We start from the raw sequence: 18,771 nt of genomic DNA, 5'->3' as shown, positions 1-18,771 counted from the left end.
AATTGGTAGACACGCTGGACTTAAAATCCAGTGAACAGCAATGTTCGTGCGGGTTCAAGTCCCGCTCTGAGTACAAAACTTCAATTAGTATTACTAATTGAAGTTTTTTTTTGGGATTCAAAGTAAGAATATTTGTTTTTATTTGAACGAATTTCCTACTCCATTATCTGTTCTAGTTATTTTTTGAATAGTTCCATCCTGATTGAAATAAAGGTTTTCTGCGCATACTTGACGTTGTTTTTGTCCGCAATTGGATTTGTTTTCTAACCAACGGTGATAAAATAATATCCATTTTCCTTTGAATTCTACAATAGAATGGTGATTGTTACTTTCTCCTTCTTGGTCCATTATGACTCCTTGGTATTTCCAAGGTCCTGTAGGTGATTTAGAAGTATAATAGGTAAGTATTCTATTTTCCTCAGGCATAGTATAGTAGTATATTCCTTTTCTTTTAAATACCCATGGACCTTCTCTTTTAGGTTTGTAACCACCCATGTCCATTTTATGCATATCACCTTTTACGCTGAGTAAATCGTCACTCATTTCGGCAACTAAATAATCTCCTCCTCCATTAAAGTAGATATAGCCTTTACCGTCATCATCAATAAAAAGACAAGGATCGTTTGCGTAAGGTGTTGTCCATAATGGTTTTCCGACAGCATCCTTAAAAGGACCTACTGGTGAGTCACTTACCGCAATTCCTATTCCCATCCATTTAGTACTGTTTTTTGGATTAACACGATCTTTAAAGCCGGTTCCTGCGGGGAAACAGAAATAATATTTTCCGTTTTTATAGGCGCAATCAGGTGCCCAAGCAAAATTATCTGCCCACATAAGCTGCTCTACTGATAAAATAGCTCCGTGATCAGTCCAGTTTACTAAATCGCTAGAAGAGAAAACATGCCAATCTTTCATAAAAAAATCTGTTTGACATTCTAAATCGTGAGAAGTGTAAACATACATTTTGCCATCTTTCCAAACATGTGCCGATGGGTCGGCGGTAAATATTTTACTGCCAAAATTTAATGGATTTTGTGAATGAAGAGTATTAAATGATAAGCTAGATAGTGCTAGAGCTGTTACCAATTGTAAGTTTTTGTTTTTCTTCATGGTTTATTCTTTTTGTTAATAGCCTTGTAAATATAAACCATTTATAACAAAAAAACCTTGCTCTATTTAAGCAAGGTTTTGAAGATGAGTTATTTTGTTTTAACTAAGGTATATTTTTCAGTAGATGGTTTTCCAAATACTAGTCCTGAAATTTCAGTGATTATACTATTATTGGCAGTTTTTTTGTAACTGATTTTTTGTGGATAGTCATTTTTTTGATTTTCAAAAACCAACTCGTTTTCATTATTAGTTGTTAACTCAAGACTTATCGGTTTGTTATTATTCTGACCTTTTATGGTCGTGGTGTACTTTAGTGATTCCCCTTTTTGTTCTAGAAGAATTGTTTCATTATGAATACTGTCTTTGTCTTTAATAAAAAGAGATTGTGCTTTAAAGGTGCTATCGTTTACCTTTTCCCAGTTTTCAGAAAGTATTCCGGTATTTGTTTTTATTTGCCAAGTTCCAATAAGCCAATCGGCTTTTTTGATTTGGTCTTTTTCAATAGAATCGTTCTTTTGACATGCAGTAGCAAGCAATAGTATTGAAAGGAATGAAGCCGTTGTTTTCATAAAAGAATTGAATTGATGTTGTGTCAATTTCAGAGCAAAATTAGTAAAAATACTAATAGATTTTTAAGAATATTATTTAGGCCTTTTTAACATTATTTAGCCGTTTAAATGGTTTATTTTTGCAGTCCGAATAATGGTATGGCTTTATGACTTTAAACTATTTTGAAAATTTACGTCAATCGAAAAAAGGATATCGATTAGCAACTACAGTTTTTTTCTTTATTTCTGGTTTTGGATATTCTTCATGGGCATCTCGAATACCTGCTATTAAATCGCAATTGCATTTGTCAGAAGCTGAATTTGGAGCTGTCTTATTTGCTTTTCCAATAGGATTAATGTTAACGATGCCTTTTACTAAAAGAATATTAAATTTATTTAGTAGTCGTTATTGTATGTTATTGGGTGCTATATTATTTAATATTGTTCTGGCATTACCTGGGTTTGCTGCTTTTGTATGGCAATTGGTTATTATACTTTTAATTTTTGGTGGTTCAAGAAATATTTTGAATTTATCGATGAATGCGCAAGCCTTAGAAGTGCAACGGTTGTATCCTAAATCCATAATGACAACTTTTCATGCGGTTTGGAGTTTAGCAGGGTTTGCAGGTGCAGGTTTGGGATATGTAATGGTTACTCAGCGCATAGATCCTTCATTTCATTTGTTAGGAATTAGTGTTGCTATGCTTGCGGTAACGGCTTGCTTTTATCCAATGACTTTAGAATGCGAACCATCAAGGGAAAAAAAGAAATTTTTCTCGATGCCTGATAAAACGTTAATGAAATTTGCGATCATCTGTTTTGTTTCTATGGCATGCGAGAATACTATGTATGATTGGAGTGGGATTTACTTCCAAAATGTGTTGCATGCTTCACAGAAGATAACCACAGCTGCGTTTGTTTTCTTTATGACTGCTGTTACTTTAGGACGTTTTTTAGGTGATTATGTAGTAATGCGTTTTGGTATCAAAAATATTTTGTTTTACAGTGCTATTTTAATTTCAATTGGGTTTTTAATTAGTTTTCTTTTGCCTTTTGTAATTCCTACCATAATAGGATTTGTTATGATTGGAGTAGGTGTTTCCTGTACTGTTCCATTGGTTTTTAGTATTGCTGGAAAATCTAAAAGTTTGAGTAGTGGTTCGGCATTGACTTCGATATCAACGATTGGTTATTTAGGTTTTTTAGTAGTTCCACCGATGGTTGGTTTTATATCAGAAGCGGTGAGTATGAAATGGGCTTTTTTAATTATGGCTTTATTAGGTGGAGTTATGATTTATATGGTGAATAAAATTTCGGAAGAGAATTGATTTTTGTAACCTAAATGATTAGCCCTGATGGAAGCGGCATCCTTTTTCTAGTCTCGTTCTTGAAACGAGACTAGAAAAAGATACAGCGGACAGCAGGAAACAGCTACTAAAAAAATCTGAAACAGGGATTCTTAAATGTGCAATCTTTTTTGTATTTTTGCACTCCAATTATAAGGACTACAACTATGTTAGACAGACTTCAAATAGTGAAACAACGTTTTGATGAGATATCGGATTTAATAATCCAGCCGGATGTTATTGCCGATCAAAAGCGTTATGTGCAGTTGAATAAAGAGTATAAAGATCTTAAGGCTTTGGCTGAAAAAAGAGATGAATATGTTCTTTTGATGGCGAATATTGATGAAGCCAATGAGATTATTGCTGACGGTAGTGATGCTGATATGACCGAAATGGCTAAGATGCAGTTAGACGAAGCTAAAGAAAGATTGCCTATTCTTGAGGATGAAATTAAGTTTATGTTGATTCCTAAAGATCCTGAGGATGCGAAGAATGTTATGGTGGAAGTTCGAGCAGGAACTGGTGGTGATGAAGCAAGTATTTTTGCGGGAGATTTGTTTAGAATGTACACTAAATATTGTGAAAGCCGAGGTTGGAGAACATCGGTTGTAGATATGAATGAGGGGACTTCAGGAGGTTTTAAAGAAATTATTTTTGAAGTTACTGGTGAAGATGTTTACGGTACATTAAAGTTTGAAGCAGGAGTTCATCGTGTGCAGCGTGTTCCTCAAACTGAGACGCAAGGACGGGTGCATACATCAGCAGCAACCGTTATGGTATTGCCGGAAGCAGAAGAGTTTGATGTACAAATAGATATGAATGATGTACGTGTGGATTTCTTTTGTTCATCAGGACCTGGAGGACAATCAGTAAATACGACTAAATCGGCTGTGCGTTTAACTCACATTCCTACGGGATTAGTGGCTCAGTGTCAGGATCAGAAATCACAACATAAAAATAAAGACAAAGCTTTAGGTGTATTACGTTCTCGTTTATACGAAATGGAATTAGCTAAAAAAGAAGCTGAGGATGCTACTAAACGTACTTCTCAAGTAAGTTCTGGTGACCGTTCGGCAAAAATTAGAACTTATAATTATGCTCAAGGACGTGTAACCGATCATAGAATTGGTTTGACTTTGTATGATTTAGGAAATATCATGAATGGTGATATTCAGAAGATTGTTGATGAATTACAATTAGTTAATAATACAGAAAAACTAAAGGAAGCCAGTGAAGTTTTCTAAAAGTTAAAAAAATATTATCTGTTAAAAAAAGTATAATTTTTTTAACAAGATAAATAAGAAAAGCACTTAATTTGCGTTATCAAATTAGGTGCTTTTTTTTACCCCCAAATTTATTAACTTAATAATATTATGTATGAAGAAGAGAATTTATTTTTCGTTGTTTGCCTTTACTAGTTTTTGTGTGGCAAATGCCCAGTCTTATTTAGGATATATGCCAGATAATTACGCTGGTGTTCAAAGTGTATTGTATAATCCTGCCTCTATAGCCGATTCTCGTTTTAAAGTGGATATTAATTTATTATCAATTAGTTCAGCTGTTGGGAATGACTTGTATGGAGTAAAGATTTTTGACGTTTTTAAAAATGGTTATGATTTTGATTTAGAAGCTAAAAAGAATTTCAGCAATGCTAATAATGCATTTTTAAACACAGATGTCATGGGGCCATCGGTAATGTTTAATATAGCTCCTAAGCATACATTAGCAATTTATACAAGAGCTAGAGCATTTGTAAATGTTATTGACGTTAATGGGCAAGTAATTAATGATATCACTAAAGATAATAAAACTACTTTTCCTACTGCCACATTAGGAAGTCCAAATGCTGTAGGGAATTCATGGGGAGAACTTGGTATCTCTTATGCTGCTGTTTTGTACCAACAAGGTCAGCATTTCTTAAAAGGAGGTATTACTGCTAAATATTTGCAAGGAGTAGCTAATTACCACTTTCAAGGGACAAATGTATCTGTTAAATATGATGATTTTGGAGATCCACTTTTAGATACTTATACCACTACAGGAAATGCAGTATATGGTTCAAGCCAGGATTTTGCAACTAATTCGGATATTGATTTTGATTCTAAATCAAGAGGTTTTGGAGTTGATTTAGGATTAGTTTATGAATGGAGACCAGATTATACAGCCGATAGAGCTGATATTAATGATTTGAAAGATGTTAATAAATACAAATTACGTTTTGGTGTTTCTGTAACTGATTTAGGTTCTATGAAATACGACAAAGGAGTTCGTAATAGTTATGATTTGGGCGGTACATTTACTCAGGATGATTTTGATGGTTATGACAACTTTGATGATTTTATGAAAGGAGAGTTTACTCCAACTCCAATTAATGGAACAGTAAGATCTTATTTACCAACTGCTATTCATGCTGATGTAGATTGGAATATTCATAATAAATTCTATTTGAATGCTAACGGAGATTTAGGTGTAGTAAGCAAAACAAAATTAAATCAAAATAGTATTGCTAATCGAGTAAGTTTAACACCTCGATATGAATCTAAGTGGTTTAGTGCTTATATTCCAATTTCATACATGGATTATAGTAAGCAAGCCCAAGTGGGTGTTGGTTTAAGAACAGGTGTATTTTTTATTGGTTCTGGTTCTATTGTTTCTAATGCCTTTTCAAAAAACTCAAAAGCTGCAGATATTCACTTAGGATTTAAAGTTCCAATTTATCAAAAAAAGGCTAAAAATCTAGATGAAGATGGAGATGGTGTTTTAGATAAAGAAGATAATTGTCCTACGGTTGCTGGTCCGGTTGAAAACAAAGGATGTCCATGGGGAGATAAAGACAATGATGGGGTATTGGACAATGTAGATAAATGTTTGGATGTTGCAGGTCCTGCTGCCAACAACGGTTGCCCATGGGGAGATCAAGATAAAGATGGTGTTTTAGATAAGGATGATAAATGTCCTATTATTGCTGGACCAAAAGAAAATGCGGGATGTCCATGGCCTGATACTGATGGAGATGGTGTTTTAGATAAAGATGATTTATGTCCAAAAGTAAAAGGAACTCTTGCAAATAAAGGTTGTCCAGAAGTAACTAAAGAAGTGATTAAAAAATTAAATGATTTCTCTAAATCTATTTTGTTTGATTCTTCTAAGGCTACTATCAAGGCTGAGTCTAACGATAAATTAGAAGAAATTGTAAAAGTGATGAATGAATATAGTAATGCTAACTTTAAATTAGAAGGACATACTGATAGTACTGGTAATACCGCTAAAAATCTTCAATTGTCTAAAGATAGAGCGGCAGCGGTTAAAGATTATTTAATTGCTAAAGGTATTGCTGCTGATAGACTTTCATCAGAAGGATATGGAATTACTAAGCCAATAGCTTCTAACAAAACTGTAGAAGGAAGAGCCCAAAATCGTAGAGTTGAAATTATACTTGTAAAATAATTGGATTTATTTAATATATAAAATGAGGCTTTCGAGCCTCATTTTTGTTTTATACTAAAAAGGGAAAAGCTCCCTCTTTTAGTTTGAAAGAGGAAACTTTTGTATATATAGATTGGTAGAATTTTTGGGACTATTCTTTAGCTTCTATATTTTCTTTCGATTTTGCAGTTGCTCTGTTGATTCGATATAGAGTAGCAAATTTTATTTTTAAACCTGCAATTTTGATGTTGTTCTTAGAAGACAAACCTTCTTTCTCAACTGTATTTTTTCGAGTATCTAAAGCTTCGTAAATTAACTTTATTTCATCCCAATCTTCTCTAGTATAAGTAGCTTTATTTTCTTCTAATGTACTTACAAAATGCGAATAAACATCGGCAATATTATCTTTGTTTACCCATTCAAATTTCATGTCTTCGCCTACTTTTTCGGTAAAGAAACTGTTTCTGAAATTTTCACGGACAAGAGCATCTCTTTTTAAAATAACTAAGGCTTTGTATTCTTCATATTTGTTGTTGGTTTTATCCATAATAGAGTCCATATCTATTTTATTTTCCAACTGGTTTAAGGCTTCTTGAGCTTCCATTTTTGTTCTATCGTATTTGGCTTGAATACTATCCCAGTTTTCAGCTGTTTTTTCAGTAGCTACTTGGCTTACTGAATCAACATACATTTTAAATTCTTCTATTTTTTTATTTGCCATTTCTTGTTTTTCATCTTTACAAGAGGTTACAATTATAGCAAGTACGGTTATTACAAGATATTTATTTAAATTTTTCATTGTTTGGTAATTTTAATTAGGTTTAATTTTAGCGAGTAACGGGGGCAAATGCTACTCGCTGAATACTTTTTATTTAAAGTTTGAATCCGTAAGCCAGGCGCAAAGCTACTTGGCTTAATCCTTTGTCTGCTGTATTGTTTCGTATAGCAGGAAAATCAGGCAGGTATTCGTAGCGAACACTTATATCAATATATTTTGTTGCATATCCAATACCTGGACTCAATAACAACGATTTATCATTATAATGATTTGTTACTGCAAATGCAGCACCAGCTTCACCCATTAAATAAAATTGGTCTTTTAAAACAAAGGCTTTAAATCCTAGTTTAGCAGGAATATAGCCCAAGTCGTTATCATCTCCGCTAACAAATAGATTGCTAAAACCAGTTGTGGCAGTAAGAGAATATTTTTTAGATAGATCATATTGTAAACGAACATCTCCACCTACGTTTAAATTATAGGGATCCTCAAATGGATAACCAACATTTGCACCAATTCCCAGTTTAAATTTTTGTTGGTAATTGTCACCAGGGATATCTTGAGCCATAACTTTTGTAGTGCCTACCGTTAATAAAGCTAGGATAGCTAGATTTTTGATTGCATTTTTCATAATTATGATATATTAAGTTCTACTTTTATTTTTTTAATTCTAATAGAAAAACGCAATTGATTTAGTTTTTCTTAGCTATTTCATTTTCAATTTTCGCTTTTCCATCATGAAGCAATTTGTGTGCATCTTCAGAAATAGATTTGTATTTGTCATCTATTTTTTGAATCAATTTGTCAAAATCTTCTTTTGCATGATCTTTTATGGCTTTTGATTTATCAGCAATTTTTTTTCTTGTTTTTTTACCACTATGAGGTGCAAATAGAACTCCTAAAATAGCTCCTGTTGCTAATCCGCCAATTACTCCTAATATTACTTTATTTGTTTTCATAATTTTATATTTAAAGGTTTTTAATTAAAGTCTTTTTCCATTAATGATTCTCATAAGTACTGCAATTATTGCAATGACTAATAAGATGTGTATTAAGCTTCCAATGCTGTATACAAAGAATCCCAAAGCCCAAAATATTACTAATAATACTGCGGCTAAATAGAGTATATTTCCCATGATTTTATTTTTTTAGATTAATAATTTATTTTAGAGTTTGAATCCTATGTACAAACTCAAGGTACTGTTTTTTGAGTCAGGAAAAGTGTATGTGCTTGATCCAAATGTTCTTTCTTTTCCAATAGTTTGTAATCCATAATTGTAACGAACGCCTATTGAAGTTGATTCGAAATCAAATCCGACACCGGCTGCTAATCCGTAATCCCATTTATTTAAGTCATCATTATTGATGTTTTCCTCAAAATTAAAAGTGTTATTGTTGCTTTCGTTTGTAGCTTTTCCATCAATTAAATAGGCAGCATATGGGCCAAAATGCACATTGAAATTAGGTGTTACATTTAGCTTTAATAGTACGGGCATTTCTAAATAGTTTAGCTTTAGTTTAGTTGTTCCGGTTGCAAAAGCATTATCATATACTAATTCGGATCCTTTTCTGGAAAAATTAAGTTCTGGTTGTATAGAAACTGCTGATGAAACAGGAAGATTAGCATAAAGCCCGGCATTAAAGCTGGTTAGAATATTATTGTCGTCTACATCTTCAGTATAGAGATTGGTAAAGTTGATTCCTCCTTTAATACCTACCGAAGGACTTAGAGATTGCGCTTTAGTAAAACTTACAAATGAGAGGCAAGCTATCCCTGCTAAAAATAAATTTTTCATGGCGTTTAATTTTAAGTTATCAATTATCATTTATAGTAGTTCCTAGGCTACAGTACAAAGGTGCAACATGTTTGTATTAAAAATGTTACAGTATATTTTGAGACTTTTATACAATTACCATTTTAAATTTTTAGGCAAAAAAAAACACCTTGAAAAAGGTGTTTACGGTAATTATGTGAATGTAATTAGTTACCTGATAAAGAGAAAAGCTTAATTTGTTAAAGTGCTTTTTGTTCGTCTTGAATGCTAGAAATGTCCTTTTTAATTATTGGAATAGCTGTTTCTGCTAATGCTTTCAAATCAATATTTTCAGTTGTTGTACTTATAGATTGATATTGTTTTAATTCATTATGAAGTGAATTTTCTATTTTCTCAAGATATAGTTTGGTGGTAACTTCACTTATGAAGTTTTTTAAAACCGTCGTGTCGTATAAGGTGTTTGGAATAATGATGAAATTAGTTTTAGCAATTTTTCGAATTTTATTTTTCAATTGTCCATGGCTATTTTCAATTTCTTTCAAAACAATTCGAGTGCTATATTTAATTTTGCCTTCTTGTGCTTTTTGAGCGATAGCTACAATTTTTAGGTTTGTTTCTGCGACTTGTGTTAAAACTAATTCGCTTACTCGATTATTAGGAGCAACTAATTTTGTTTCTTCAACTTTTTCTTTGCAAGATGTAACCATCATACAGCAAATAGAAAACAGCATGAAGAATAAAAGGTTCGTTTTGCTTCTTATTGTATTCATTAGTCCAATTTTGGATAAAAATAATTAAAACTCGTTTAATTTATTTTATATGATTTTTTAATAATATTATATAATTCTAGTGTTTAAACAGGCAGATAAATTTCAAAAATAGCACCTTCATTTGGCTTTCCTTTGGCAAAAATATAGCCTTTATGGTTTTCGATTATTTTTTTACAAATGGCTAAACCAACACCAGTTCCAGGAAAATCTTTTTTACCGTGTAATCTGTTGAATAATAAAAATATTTTTTCGGCATATTTTTGTTCAAATCCCATTCCGTTGTCTTTAAAGGTAATCTTGATATATTCTCTTTTTGAGTTATCATTCAGTTTTGGAGCTTTAGAAGCTTTTATCTTTTTAGATGTAATTGTAACAACAGCCGCTTCGTTAATCTTAGCATATTTTAGCGAATTGCCAATAATATTAATAAATAACTGTTCCAGCTGAAATGGAATTCCATGTACTTGGTGTAATTTTTCAAAATGAATTTGCGCTTTTTTCTCAGCAATATTTTCTGAAAGTTCGCTAATTGCATTTGATGCTATGGTATTTAAATCGGTTATTTCAAATGTCTTTTCCGAACGATTAGTTCTGGAATACTGTAATAAATCATCAATTAGAATTCGCATTCTGTTTGAAGCTTCTTGTATTTTTTCAAAATAACTTCTGGCAGATTCAGACAAAGTATCTTTTTCTTTATCTTCAATTCGGGAAATAAAAGTTTGAATTTTTCTAAGAGGTTCTTGTAAATCATGGCTGGCAACATGATTGAATTCGGTTAGTTCTTTGTTGTTTTGTTCCAGTTCTTTATTTCTTAATTCAATGAGCTGTGTTTTGTTGTAATCTTCTGTGATGTCTTGTGTGGTGCCAATCATGTTTTTGTTGCCCAAACGATCGACAAATATTTTGGCAGTGGTTTTAAAATAACGAATTTCTTTATTGTCTTTTTTAATAATACGATACTGTATCAACGGTAAGATTTCGGTATCTTCTACAGTCTGAAACGCATGTACTAGAATTTCTTTGTCATCAGGATGAATATGGTCTAATAAGTTGTCAAAAGTAGGTGTGAAAGATTGAGGAGTACAACCCAATAAGCGAAATTGATTGTCCGAATAATTAAAAGTCCTGTCCTCAAGATTTAATAGCCAACTGCCATAATTTCCTAGAATTTCGGCCTGTTTACTGGATTCATCAAATATTTTCAATCTTATGTTTTGGCTTACTAAATCTTTGTAATTTTTTATAATTCGCAAATAACCCAAGCCTAAAATTAAAATGGATATTAGGAAAGTTGAGAAAACAATTAAAGGTGTATTGGAATTGTTGTATTTGTAGAGTTTGTCTTTTGAGTTTAATAATTTGTTTTCATTATTGAGCATGCTGTTAACCTCAGTTCTTAAAGAATCCATAACCATCTTGCCATCTTTAAAATCGTTGTTGAATTCTTTTTTACTCCTAAAATGATTTTTAAAATAAGAAAAGCGTTTGTCTACTAAATCGTAAATTCGGTTTAGTTTTTCTTGTTTGTTAGCATTGTTCTTGGTGCTATTGCTAAGTGTTTGAAATGATTTGTTGATATTCTTTCTCGCATCTATAAAAGGTTCTAGGTAGATGGAATCATTGGTAATAACATAACCCCGATGTCCTGTTTCAGCATCTTTTATATAGGATATAAGTTGGCCTAATTCAATGGAAATTTCATAGGTATTAATGATAGAATCGCTTATTTTATCTAATTCTTTAATATGTCTATAAGTAATAGAAGCTAAAAAAATTAGAATAAAAAAAGCAATCAAAAACAATGCTCTAATAAAGACTATTGAATCAAAAAACTTAGTTTTAAACATAGTTTACATGCGTAATAAAAAATTATCTTTATCTAATCCTGAAGTAATATATTGCCAGTTGAGTGTAACCACTTCGGATAGAACTTCTTTTAATTTCCCAAAATGGTTGGGTTTTTTAATATAAATATTGGCTCCTAATACAAAAGTATTTTCGATATCTTCTTCGGAAGAAGAAGTCGAGTAGATAGCAATTACAATATCTTTGAACTTTGCATCGGCTTTAATTTCTTTTAAACATTCCATACCCGATTTCAACGGCATATTTAAATCTAAGAAAATAATGTTGGGTAATACCCTTTCTGGATCATTTAGGAAATTCATTAAAGCTACTCCGTCATTTACAGTATTGACTACGGTATTAATTTTTAATTCATCAAAAGCATCAGTGAAAAACATTCTATCGTCTTCATCATCATCGGCAAGGGTTATTAAGATGAAATCTTTTTGCATATCCGTTTATGGGGTTTAGTTGATATTTTGATTACTAATTTCGTTTCGTTTTTTTATGATTCGTTGAAATGCCGAAGGTGTAATTCCAGTAGTGTTTTTAAATTGCGAACTTAAATGGGCTACACTGGAATAGTTGAGTTTAAACGCAATTTCAGTTAAGGTTAAATCATGATGTGTAATGAGTTTTTTTACATATTCAATTTTTTGTATAATGATAAAATTCTCGATAGAGGTATAGGTTACTTCCGAAAAAAGATTGGAAAGGTAGCCATAACTATGATCTAGTTTTTCGGCAAGATAGACCGAACTTTTTACCGTTGGAACCTCTTCGTTAAAAACCATTTCAATAATAGTTTCTTTAATTTTTTGGACGATAATATTTTTTTGATTTTCTATAATTTCAAAGCCATATTCGGTTAATACCGATGTGATTTTATCGTAAGTAACGCTATCAATAGTTTCTAAAAATAAAATTTCATTGGTATTAATTAGATTGTATTTAATGTTAAATACATCTAATTTCTCTTCTAATATTTTTCTGATTAGAAAATGAGTGTCTGTTTTTAAAAATAATTTCAAAGCTATTATTTTGGGGTTTTAGTAAAAGTAATAAAACGGTTGATTATTTTCTAGTTTTCCAAAGTTAGTTTGCACTAATGTACATACTATTATATAATTTTTAGAGAAACTTATACAATTCTTATATAAATTAGCTTTGGCTTTGTAACTTTGCGTTTTGTAAAATAAAATTGATGACTACACAACAGCTGATTGAGCAAATTAAGTTAAAAAAATCGTTTCTATGCGTAGGATTAGATGTCGATTTGAATAAAATTCCTCAAAGTTTTTTAGAATTAGAAGATCCTATTTTTGAATTCAATAAAGCAATAATTGATGCTACTCACGATTTAGCAGTTGCTTATAAACCCAATACGGCTTTTTTTGAAGCCTATGGGATAAAAGGATGGATGTCTTTGCAAAAAACAATTCATTATATTAACGAAAATTATCCTGATGTTTTTACCATTGCCGATGCCAAACGTGGCGATATTGGTAATACATCGTCTATGTATGCTAAGGCTTTTTTTGAAGATTTAAACTTTGATAGTATTACTGTTGCACCTTATATGGGAAAAGATTCAGTAGAACCTTTTCTGGCTTTTCAAGATAAACATACCATCATGTTAGCACTTACGTCTAATGAAGGTGCTTTTGATTTTCAAACACTTGATGTAGAGGGGAAAGAATTGTATAAACGCGTATTAGAAACTTCTAAAACTTGGAAAAACAGCGAAAATCTAATGTATGTAGTAGGGGCAACTAAGGCTGAATATTTTACTGAAATTAGAAAAATTGTTCCTGATAGTTTCTTGTTAGTTCCAGGTGTTGGAGCGCAAGGCGGAAGTTTGGCAGAAGTTTGTAAATACGGTATGAATGCTAATGTAGGATTGTTAATCAATTCGTCAAGAGGAATTATTTATGCTTCTAAAGAAGCTGATTTTGCCGAAAAAGCAAGAGCCGAAGCCTTGAAAATACAACAAGAAATGAAAAGTATAATGGAATCAAGAAATTAATTTTTGCTTCTATATTTTTATAAAACCATTAAAGAACCTAAGTTTTTTAGTGGTTTTTTTAGTTCTAATTTTAAATAAAATTTTTTAATGCTCTATTCTTTACCAGACGATATGGGAACGGTTCATGCTTTTGATAAAGTACCAGAACGAATTGTTTCTTTAGTGCCTTCGCAAACGGAATTATTGGTCGATTTAGGTTTGGGATCCAAAATTGTAGGTATTACTAAATTTTGCATTCATCCCAATGATTTAAGAAAAAACAAAACAATTGTTGGTGGGACTAAAAAAGTGGATTATGATAAGATAAGAACGCTTGCTCCTGATATTGTTATTTGTAATAAAGAAGAAAATACCTTAGAAATAGTCGAAAATCTTAGAGCGATTACTAAGGTGTGGGTAACTGATGTTATCACTATTGAAGATAATTTTAAAATGATAAGCGATTTTGGGAAACTATTTGATTGTGTAGAAGTTGCAAAGAATTTGGAATCCAACTTAACTTCAGCTTTGAACGATTTTCAAGGATTTATTGTAGATAAGCCAATTCAAAAAGTAGCTTATTTTATATGGAAAAATCCTTATATGGTTGCAGGTTCTAATACTTTTATCAATGAATTATTGAAACTAAATAAGTTAGAAAATATCTTTATAAATCAATCCAGATATCCGGTAATAGAACTCGAAAAAATAAATAAACAAGGAAATTTGGATTTAGCTTTTCTTTCTTCGGAACCTTATCCTTTCAAAGAAAAAGATACTTTAGAAATAGCAACATTTTGTAATTCAGCAAAGATTGTTCTTGTTGATGGTGAGATGTTCTCTTGGCATGGAAGCCGATTGTTAAAAGCTATTGACTATTTTAGAGAATTGCATCAAAAGTTATAGTTCGCATTCTTCTAAAACTAATTCTTTCTCTTCGTTTTTAGTTGTAGCAGTCTTTTTTGTTTTTATTTCGGTAAGAATTTTAAATTCTTTCTGTAATTTTTCAATTTCACTTTTCTCTATCAGAAGTCCTTTCATAGTGTTTGATTTTTTGCAAATTTACATTAACTTAACATTGAAATCCAAGTTTTTTGTGTTAAGTTTAGTATTTTGTAGTATAAAGTTAACAATAATTCAAAAAAGCAATAAGAGCAGTGTTGTAAGTTAAAAGAAGTTTTTAAGCTTTAAATTTTGAAAAGAGTACTGTTTAATAATTTTTAGAATTGTTTTTAAACAAAGAAGTGCTAGTATTTTTGAATACTAGCACTTGTTTTAACTAACCAAAACCAAATATAATAAATAACCAGTTCATTACATTGCAAAGATGCTACATAAAGGCGGTATTTGCTGTTAACGTTTTGTTATTACTTTGTTGGTTATAAGTTAAGTTTTAAACGCTTGTTTAACAAAAAATAAATCCTTTAAGAGAAAATAACGGTTTTATTATTGTACACCATTGTTTTTCTTTCGGCATGTAACTTTATTGCTCTTGCTAATACACTTCGCTCTAAATCACGTCCTTTTACAATAAAATCTTCAATAGAATGACTGTGCGAGACTCTGGTAATATCCTGTTCAATGATTGGTCCCTCATCTAATTCTTCGGTTACATAATGGCTGGTAGCTCCAATAATTTTAACACCTCTTGCAAAAGCAGAATGATAAGGTTTTGCCCCTGGGAAAGCAGGTAAGAAAGAATGATGAATATTTATGATTCTATTTTTGTAGAGTTCAATTAGTTTTGGAGTGATAATTTGCATGTAACGCGCCAATACAATAAAATTGACTTTGTATTGCTCTAATAAAGCAATTTGTTGTTTTTCTCCTTCTTCTTTTATGTTTTTAGTAAAAGGAACATGGTGAAAAGGGATTTCAAAACGTTCTGCAACACCTCTTAAATCTTCATGATTACTAATGATTAGTGGAATTTCCAATGGCAATTCGCCTGCGCTGTAGCGACCTAAAATATCATACAAACAATGGTCGTATTTAGAAATAAAAAGCGCCATTCTGGGTTTGTACTCCTGGGTGTAAATTTCCCAAGACATATTGAATTTATCGGCAAGATTGGTTTTGAAATCTTTTTTAATGTTTTCTAAATCCCAGTTTTGAGAAGCAAATTCACATTCTAAACGCATGAAAAAAACATTTTCATTGGCGTCAACATGTTGGTCTAAATAAATAATGTTACCTTCAATTCCGGCAATATAATTAGTAACTGAGGAGATAATTGCTTTTTGATCCTCACAATGGATAAGTATTGTTATTTTTTGCATTGTAAAATGTTATTTTTTCAGTGTCAATTTCTATTTATTGTCTTGCATAGCAAAAACTTTTTGTAATAAAGGAGAAGTTCTTGCGCTAATATTGGTTCTGATATTTTTTTCTTCAACAGCAATCATTTTAAAAACACCACTCATTGCTTGTTTAGCCACATAGTCCGTTAAATCTGGATTTACTTTGTTTACTAATGGAATACTGTTGTATTTTGTAATGATGTTTGCCCAAACTTTATCGGCACCAACTTTAGAGAACGAACTTTTAATTACGGGATTGAATTTGCTGTATAAAGCGGTAGAAGTACTGTTTTCTAAATAAGTGGTAGCTGAGCTGTCATTACCCAACAAGATTCCTTTTGCATCGGTAAAAGACATGTTTTTTACAGCACTTACAAATATAGGAGTTGCTTCTTTTACGGCATCTTCAGCGGCACGATTCATTACTTTTAAACCTTCATCTGCTAAGGAACTCAAACCTATTTTTCTTAAACCAGAATCTACTTTACGTAATTCATCTGGAAGTAAAATTTTAACGGCTTCATTTTTATAAAAACCATCTGTTGCAGTTAGTTTGCTTACTTGTTTGGTTATACCATTATTTAAGGCTTCTTTTAGTCCACCCGCAATATCAATTGCTCCAGTTGTTCCTACTTGAGGCATTTGATTTAGGACTTGTTGCATTTCGGCACAGCTAGACACTCCAAATAAGATGATGATGAAAGCTATTATTTTTTTCATATTGATTGTATTAAATGTTTCGTTTATTGTTGAAGCCAAAAATACTATTTAATTCAAATAGTAACTGTAATTTGTTTTAATATGTATGTTTTTTAGAAAATAAAATGATTTCTGGAACTATTATTTATAATGCTTTGATTCTTTTACGGACATTTCGTTAAATTTACTTTTGAAATTAACAGATGTTTTAGGATGGCTTTTATAAGTAAAATTAATCTGAGGGCAGTATTAGATAGAAATACTGGTTTTGGAACAAATGCAAATAGTTACGGAGGACGTTTTGTCAATAAAAATGGTACCGCAAATGTGGAGAAAAAAGGCATGCACTTTTTACACCGCATTAGTTGGTATCATACCATGATTGATATGCCTATTTGGAAATTCATGTTGGTAATTTTGTTTTTTTATGTAGGGATTAATTTGATTTTTGCCTTTGCTTATTTTGCCATTGGAATCGAACATCTTGATGGTATTCCTATAAACGATAGCGAATGGGTACAATTTGGACAAGCTTATTTTTTTAGTGCTCAAACTTTTACAACTGTTGGTTACGGACACATTAGTCCAGTGGGGTTTTTAACTAGCTTACTTGCTGCGGCTGAAGCCTTGATGGGATTGTTGAGTTTTGCCATTGCTACCGGCTTGTTTTTTGGAAGATTTAGCAAGCCTACAGCTTTTTTAAAATTTTCACACAATGCGCTTATTGCTCCTTATGGTGAAGGAAGGGGGTTGATGATTAGAATGACTCCTTTTAAGAATACCAATTTTACAGATGCCGAAGCAAAAATGACGTTAGCTATGAGTCTAGAAGAAAAAGGAGTAAAAGTAAATAAATTTTATTCTCTCGATTTAGAATTGGATAGAATTAATGCTTTAACCCTTAGCTGGACTTTAGTACATCCTATTAACGAAGCTAGTCCTTTGCATCAGTTTACTAAAGAAGATTTTGAAAACATTAGAGGAGAAATTTTTGTATTCATCAAAACCTTTGATGATATGTTTTCAAATACAGTAGCAACCAAGACTTCTTATACATTTGAAGAGGTGATTTATGGTGCTAAGTTTGTGTCTATGTATCATAGAAGTGATGATAATACTAAAACTATTTTAGATTTAGATAAGTTAAATCAATATGAGGAGATGGCTATTTAATTAGAAAACAAACTCTTTCTGAAAATAAAAATGTATATTTGTTTAATGTTATATAAAAATACATGAACAATATAAAAAACGTTTTTAGCATAAAAGACCTCGAAAATCTTTCAGGGATAAAAGCACATACCATTCGTATTTGGGAAAAAAGATATCAAATTTTGGAGCCTATGCGAACGGATACCAATATACGATTATATGATTTATGTAGTTTGCAAAAATTACTCAACATTACTTTTTTGCATGAGTATGGGTATAAGATTTCTAAAATTGCATCCTATCCTGAATCTGAAATTCCAGAATTGGTAAGGCAAATTGTATCGTCAAAAAATGCCAAAAATCACGCAGTAAATGCTTTTAAAATGGCAATGATGAATTTTGATCAGCAATTGTTTTTTAATACTTACAACTGGTTGGCCGAAGAGAAATCATTTAGAGAAATTTTTCATGATGTATTTTTACCACTGTTTGACGAAGTTGGTTTACTTTGGCAAACAGATACAATAACGCCTGCAAATGAGCATTTTATTAGTTATTTAGTAAGGCAGAAAATTATTTTAAATTCAGAAAAGTTACAGTTTTTAAACCCAACAAAAACAGATAAAGTATTTGTGTTGTCGCTTCCTTTGAATGAAATTCACGAATTAGGATTGATGTATATTCACTATGAAATTCTTTTGGCAGGTTATAAAAGTATTTACCTAGGCGAAAGCATGCCAATTGCTAATTTAAAGGATTTAAAGAAGCATTTTAGTTCTATTGTGTATGTTTCCTGTTTGACGGTTAAGCCAGATCGAGATGAAGTGAACACTTATGTTCGAGAAATGGTAGATGAATTACAGGATGATTCTACCGCTTTATGGTACACTGGAAGATTAACTTCCTTAATTGATCAAGAACAACTTTTAGATAAAGTTTCCGTTTTTAATTCTATACAAGAATTAATTATGCAACTCTAAATTATTTGTTTGATGTTTTTGTATATTTGTTAAA

General features: G+C 31.4%; 21 protein-coding genes. 7 read left to right on the top strand and 14 right to left on the bottom strand.

Annotated elements, in window-relative coordinates:
- Positions 1 to 138: 138 nt before the first annotated feature.
- Together AC4FRF_RS13535 and AC4FRF_RS13530 are read right to left on the bottom strand one after the other, a co-directional pair.
- On the bottom strand, positions 139 to 1,110 hold the full coding sequence (locus AC4FRF_RS13535) for a family 43 glycosylhydrolase (RefSeq protein ID WP_491160091.1): 972 nt from the start codon (positions 1,108 to 1,110) through the stop codon (positions 139 to 141).
- 89 nt (positions 1,111 to 1,199) lie between these two features.
- Complete coding sequence (locus AC4FRF_RS13530; protein ID WP_491160089.1) at positions 1,200 to 1,679, bottom strand: DUF6265 family protein; 480 nt, start codon at positions 1,677 to 1,679, stop codon at positions 1,200 to 1,202.
- Between the two features lie 146 nt (positions 1,680 to 1,825).
- Here AC4FRF_RS13530 and AC4FRF_RS13525 point away from each other — a divergent pair, with 146 nt between their 5' ends.
- The 3 genes from AC4FRF_RS13525 to AC4FRF_RS13515 all read left to right on the top strand — a co-directional run bounded on the left by AC4FRF_RS13525 (position 1,826) and on the right by AC4FRF_RS13515 (position 6,451).
- Entirely contained in the window at positions 1,826 to 2,986 is a 1,161-nt protein-coding gene (locus AC4FRF_RS13525; protein WP_491160087.1) for an MFS transporter, read from the top strand.
- Between the two features lie 185 nt (positions 2,987 to 3,171).
- Complete coding sequence (gene prfA, locus AC4FRF_RS13520) at positions 3,172 to 4,248, top strand: peptide chain release factor 1 (protein WP_491160086.1); 1,077 nt, start codon at positions 3,172 to 3,174, stop codon at positions 4,246 to 4,248.
- A 133-nt stretch (positions 4,249 to 4,381) separates the two neighbouring features.
- Positions 4,382 to 6,451, top strand: a complete 2,070-nt coding sequence (locus tag AC4FRF_RS13515) for a DUF5723 family protein (protein WP_491160085.1) — start codon at positions 4,382 to 4,384, stop codon at positions 6,449 to 6,451.
- Positions 6,452 to 6,581: 130 nt separating this feature from the next.
- Here the strand turns inward: AC4FRF_RS13515 and AC4FRF_RS13510 are convergent, their stop codons facing one another.
- The 9 genes from AC4FRF_RS13510 to AC4FRF_RS13470 all read right to left on the bottom strand — a co-directional run bounded on the left by AC4FRF_RS13510 (position 6,582) and on the right by AC4FRF_RS13470 (position 12,632).
- Positions 6,582 to 7,229: a DUF6565 domain-containing protein gene (locus AC4FRF_RS13510; protein ID WP_491160084.1), complete on the bottom strand. Its 648-nt coding sequence runs from the start codon at positions 7,227 to 7,229 to the stop codon at positions 6,582 to 6,584.
- Between the two features lie 73 nt (positions 7,230 to 7,302).
- On the bottom strand, positions 7,303 to 7,839 hold the full coding sequence (locus AC4FRF_RS13505) for a hypothetical protein (protein WP_491160083.1): 537 nt from the start codon (positions 7,837 to 7,839) through the stop codon (positions 7,303 to 7,305).
- Between the two features lie 61 nt (positions 7,840 to 7,900).
- Positions 7,901 to 8,167, bottom strand: a complete 267-nt coding sequence (locus AC4FRF_RS13500) for a YtxH domain-containing protein (protein WP_491160082.1) — start codon at positions 8,165 to 8,167, stop codon at positions 7,901 to 7,903.
- Between the two features lie 24 nt (positions 8,168 to 8,191).
- Entirely contained in the window at positions 8,192 to 8,344 is a 153-nt protein-coding gene (locus tag AC4FRF_RS13495; RefSeq protein ID WP_491160081.1) for a lmo0937 family membrane protein, read from the bottom strand.
- A 30-nt stretch (positions 8,345 to 8,374) separates the two neighbouring features.
- Positions 8,375 to 9,004: a porin family protein gene (locus tag AC4FRF_RS13490; protein WP_491160080.1), complete on the bottom strand. Its 630-nt coding sequence runs from the start codon at positions 9,002 to 9,004 to the stop codon at positions 8,375 to 8,377.
- 218 nt (positions 9,005 to 9,222) lie between these two features.
- Positions 9,223 to 9,753, bottom strand: coding sequence for a hypothetical protein (locus tag AC4FRF_RS13485; RefSeq protein WP_491160079.1), 531 nt, complete (start codon positions 9,751 to 9,753; stop codon positions 9,223 to 9,225).
- Positions 9,754 to 9,836: 83 nt separating this feature from the next.
- Positions 9,837 to 11,603 (bottom strand): sensor histidine kinase, encoded by a 1,767-nt coding sequence (locus AC4FRF_RS13480; protein ID WP_491160078.1) that lies wholly within the window; start codon positions 11,601 to 11,603, stop codon positions 9,837 to 9,839.
- 3 nt (positions 11,604 to 11,606) lie between these two features.
- Positions 11,607 to 12,053 (bottom strand): response regulator, encoded by a 447-nt coding sequence (locus AC4FRF_RS13475; protein WP_491160077.1) that lies wholly within the window; start codon positions 12,051 to 12,053, stop codon positions 11,607 to 11,609.
- Between the two features lie 15 nt (positions 12,054 to 12,068).
- Positions 12,069 to 12,632, bottom strand: coding sequence for a helix-turn-helix domain-containing protein (locus AC4FRF_RS13470; RefSeq protein ID WP_491160076.1), 564 nt, complete (start codon positions 12,630 to 12,632; stop codon positions 12,069 to 12,071).
- 173 nt (positions 12,633 to 12,805) lie between these two features.
- On the opposite strand from AC4FRF_RS13470, the gene pyrF reads away from it, so the two are divergent.
- Positions 12,806 to 13,627 (top strand): orotidine-5'-phosphate decarboxylase, encoded by an 822-nt coding sequence (gene pyrF, locus AC4FRF_RS13465; protein ID WP_491160075.1) that lies wholly within the window; start codon positions 12,806 to 12,808, stop codon positions 13,625 to 13,627.
- A gap of 87 nt (positions 13,628 to 13,714) precedes the next feature.
- Positions 13,715 to 14,512, top strand: coding sequence for an ABC transporter substrate-binding protein (locus tag AC4FRF_RS13460; RefSeq protein ID WP_491160074.1), 798 nt, complete (start codon positions 13,715 to 13,717; stop codon positions 14,510 to 14,512).
- On the opposite strand, the gene AC4FRF_RS13455 is transcribed toward AC4FRF_RS13460, so the two are convergent.
- The 3 genes from AC4FRF_RS13455 to AC4FRF_RS13445 form a co-directional block, all read right to left on the bottom strand.
- Positions 14,507 to 14,647, bottom strand: coding sequence for a hypothetical protein (locus tag AC4FRF_RS13455; protein ID WP_491160073.1), 141 nt, complete (start codon positions 14,645 to 14,647; stop codon positions 14,507 to 14,509). The genes AC4FRF_RS13460 and AC4FRF_RS13455 overlap by 6 nt on opposite strands.
- Positions 14,648 to 15,030: 383 nt before the next feature.
- The gene (gene purU / locus AC4FRF_RS13450) at positions 15,031 to 15,885 is read right to left on the bottom strand and encodes a formyltetrahydrofolate deformylase (protein ID WP_491160072.1); all 855 of its coding nucleotides are present in this window, start codon (positions 15,883 to 15,885) and stop codon (positions 15,031 to 15,033) included.
- A 30-nt stretch (positions 15,886 to 15,915) separates the two neighbouring features.
- A complete protein-coding gene (locus AC4FRF_RS13445) occupies positions 15,916 to 16,626 on the bottom strand; it encodes a DUF4197 domain-containing protein (protein WP_491160071.1) in 711 nt (236 codons plus the stop codon).
- 192 nt (positions 16,627 to 16,818) lie between these two features.
- On the opposite strand from AC4FRF_RS13445, the gene AC4FRF_RS13440 reads away from it, so the two are divergent.
- Both AC4FRF_RS13440 and AC4FRF_RS13435 read left to right on the top strand, forming a co-directional pair.
- Positions 16,819 to 17,778 (top strand): ion channel, encoded by a 960-nt coding sequence (locus tag AC4FRF_RS13440; RefSeq protein ID WP_491160070.1) that lies wholly within the window; start codon positions 16,819 to 16,821, stop codon positions 17,776 to 17,778.
- 62 nt (positions 17,779 to 17,840) lie between these two features.
- A complete protein-coding gene (locus AC4FRF_RS13435; protein WP_491160069.1) occupies positions 17,841 to 18,737 on the top strand; it encodes a MerR family transcriptional regulator in 897 nt (298 codons plus the stop codon).
- Positions 18,738 to 18,771 lie beyond the last annotated feature (34 nt).

The sequence above is a fragment of the Flavobacterium sp. ST-158 genome (assembly GCF_058309975.1).
The sequence above is the reverse complement of the archived record's forward strand: the minus strand, read 5'-3'. Positions and strand labels throughout refer to the sequence as shown.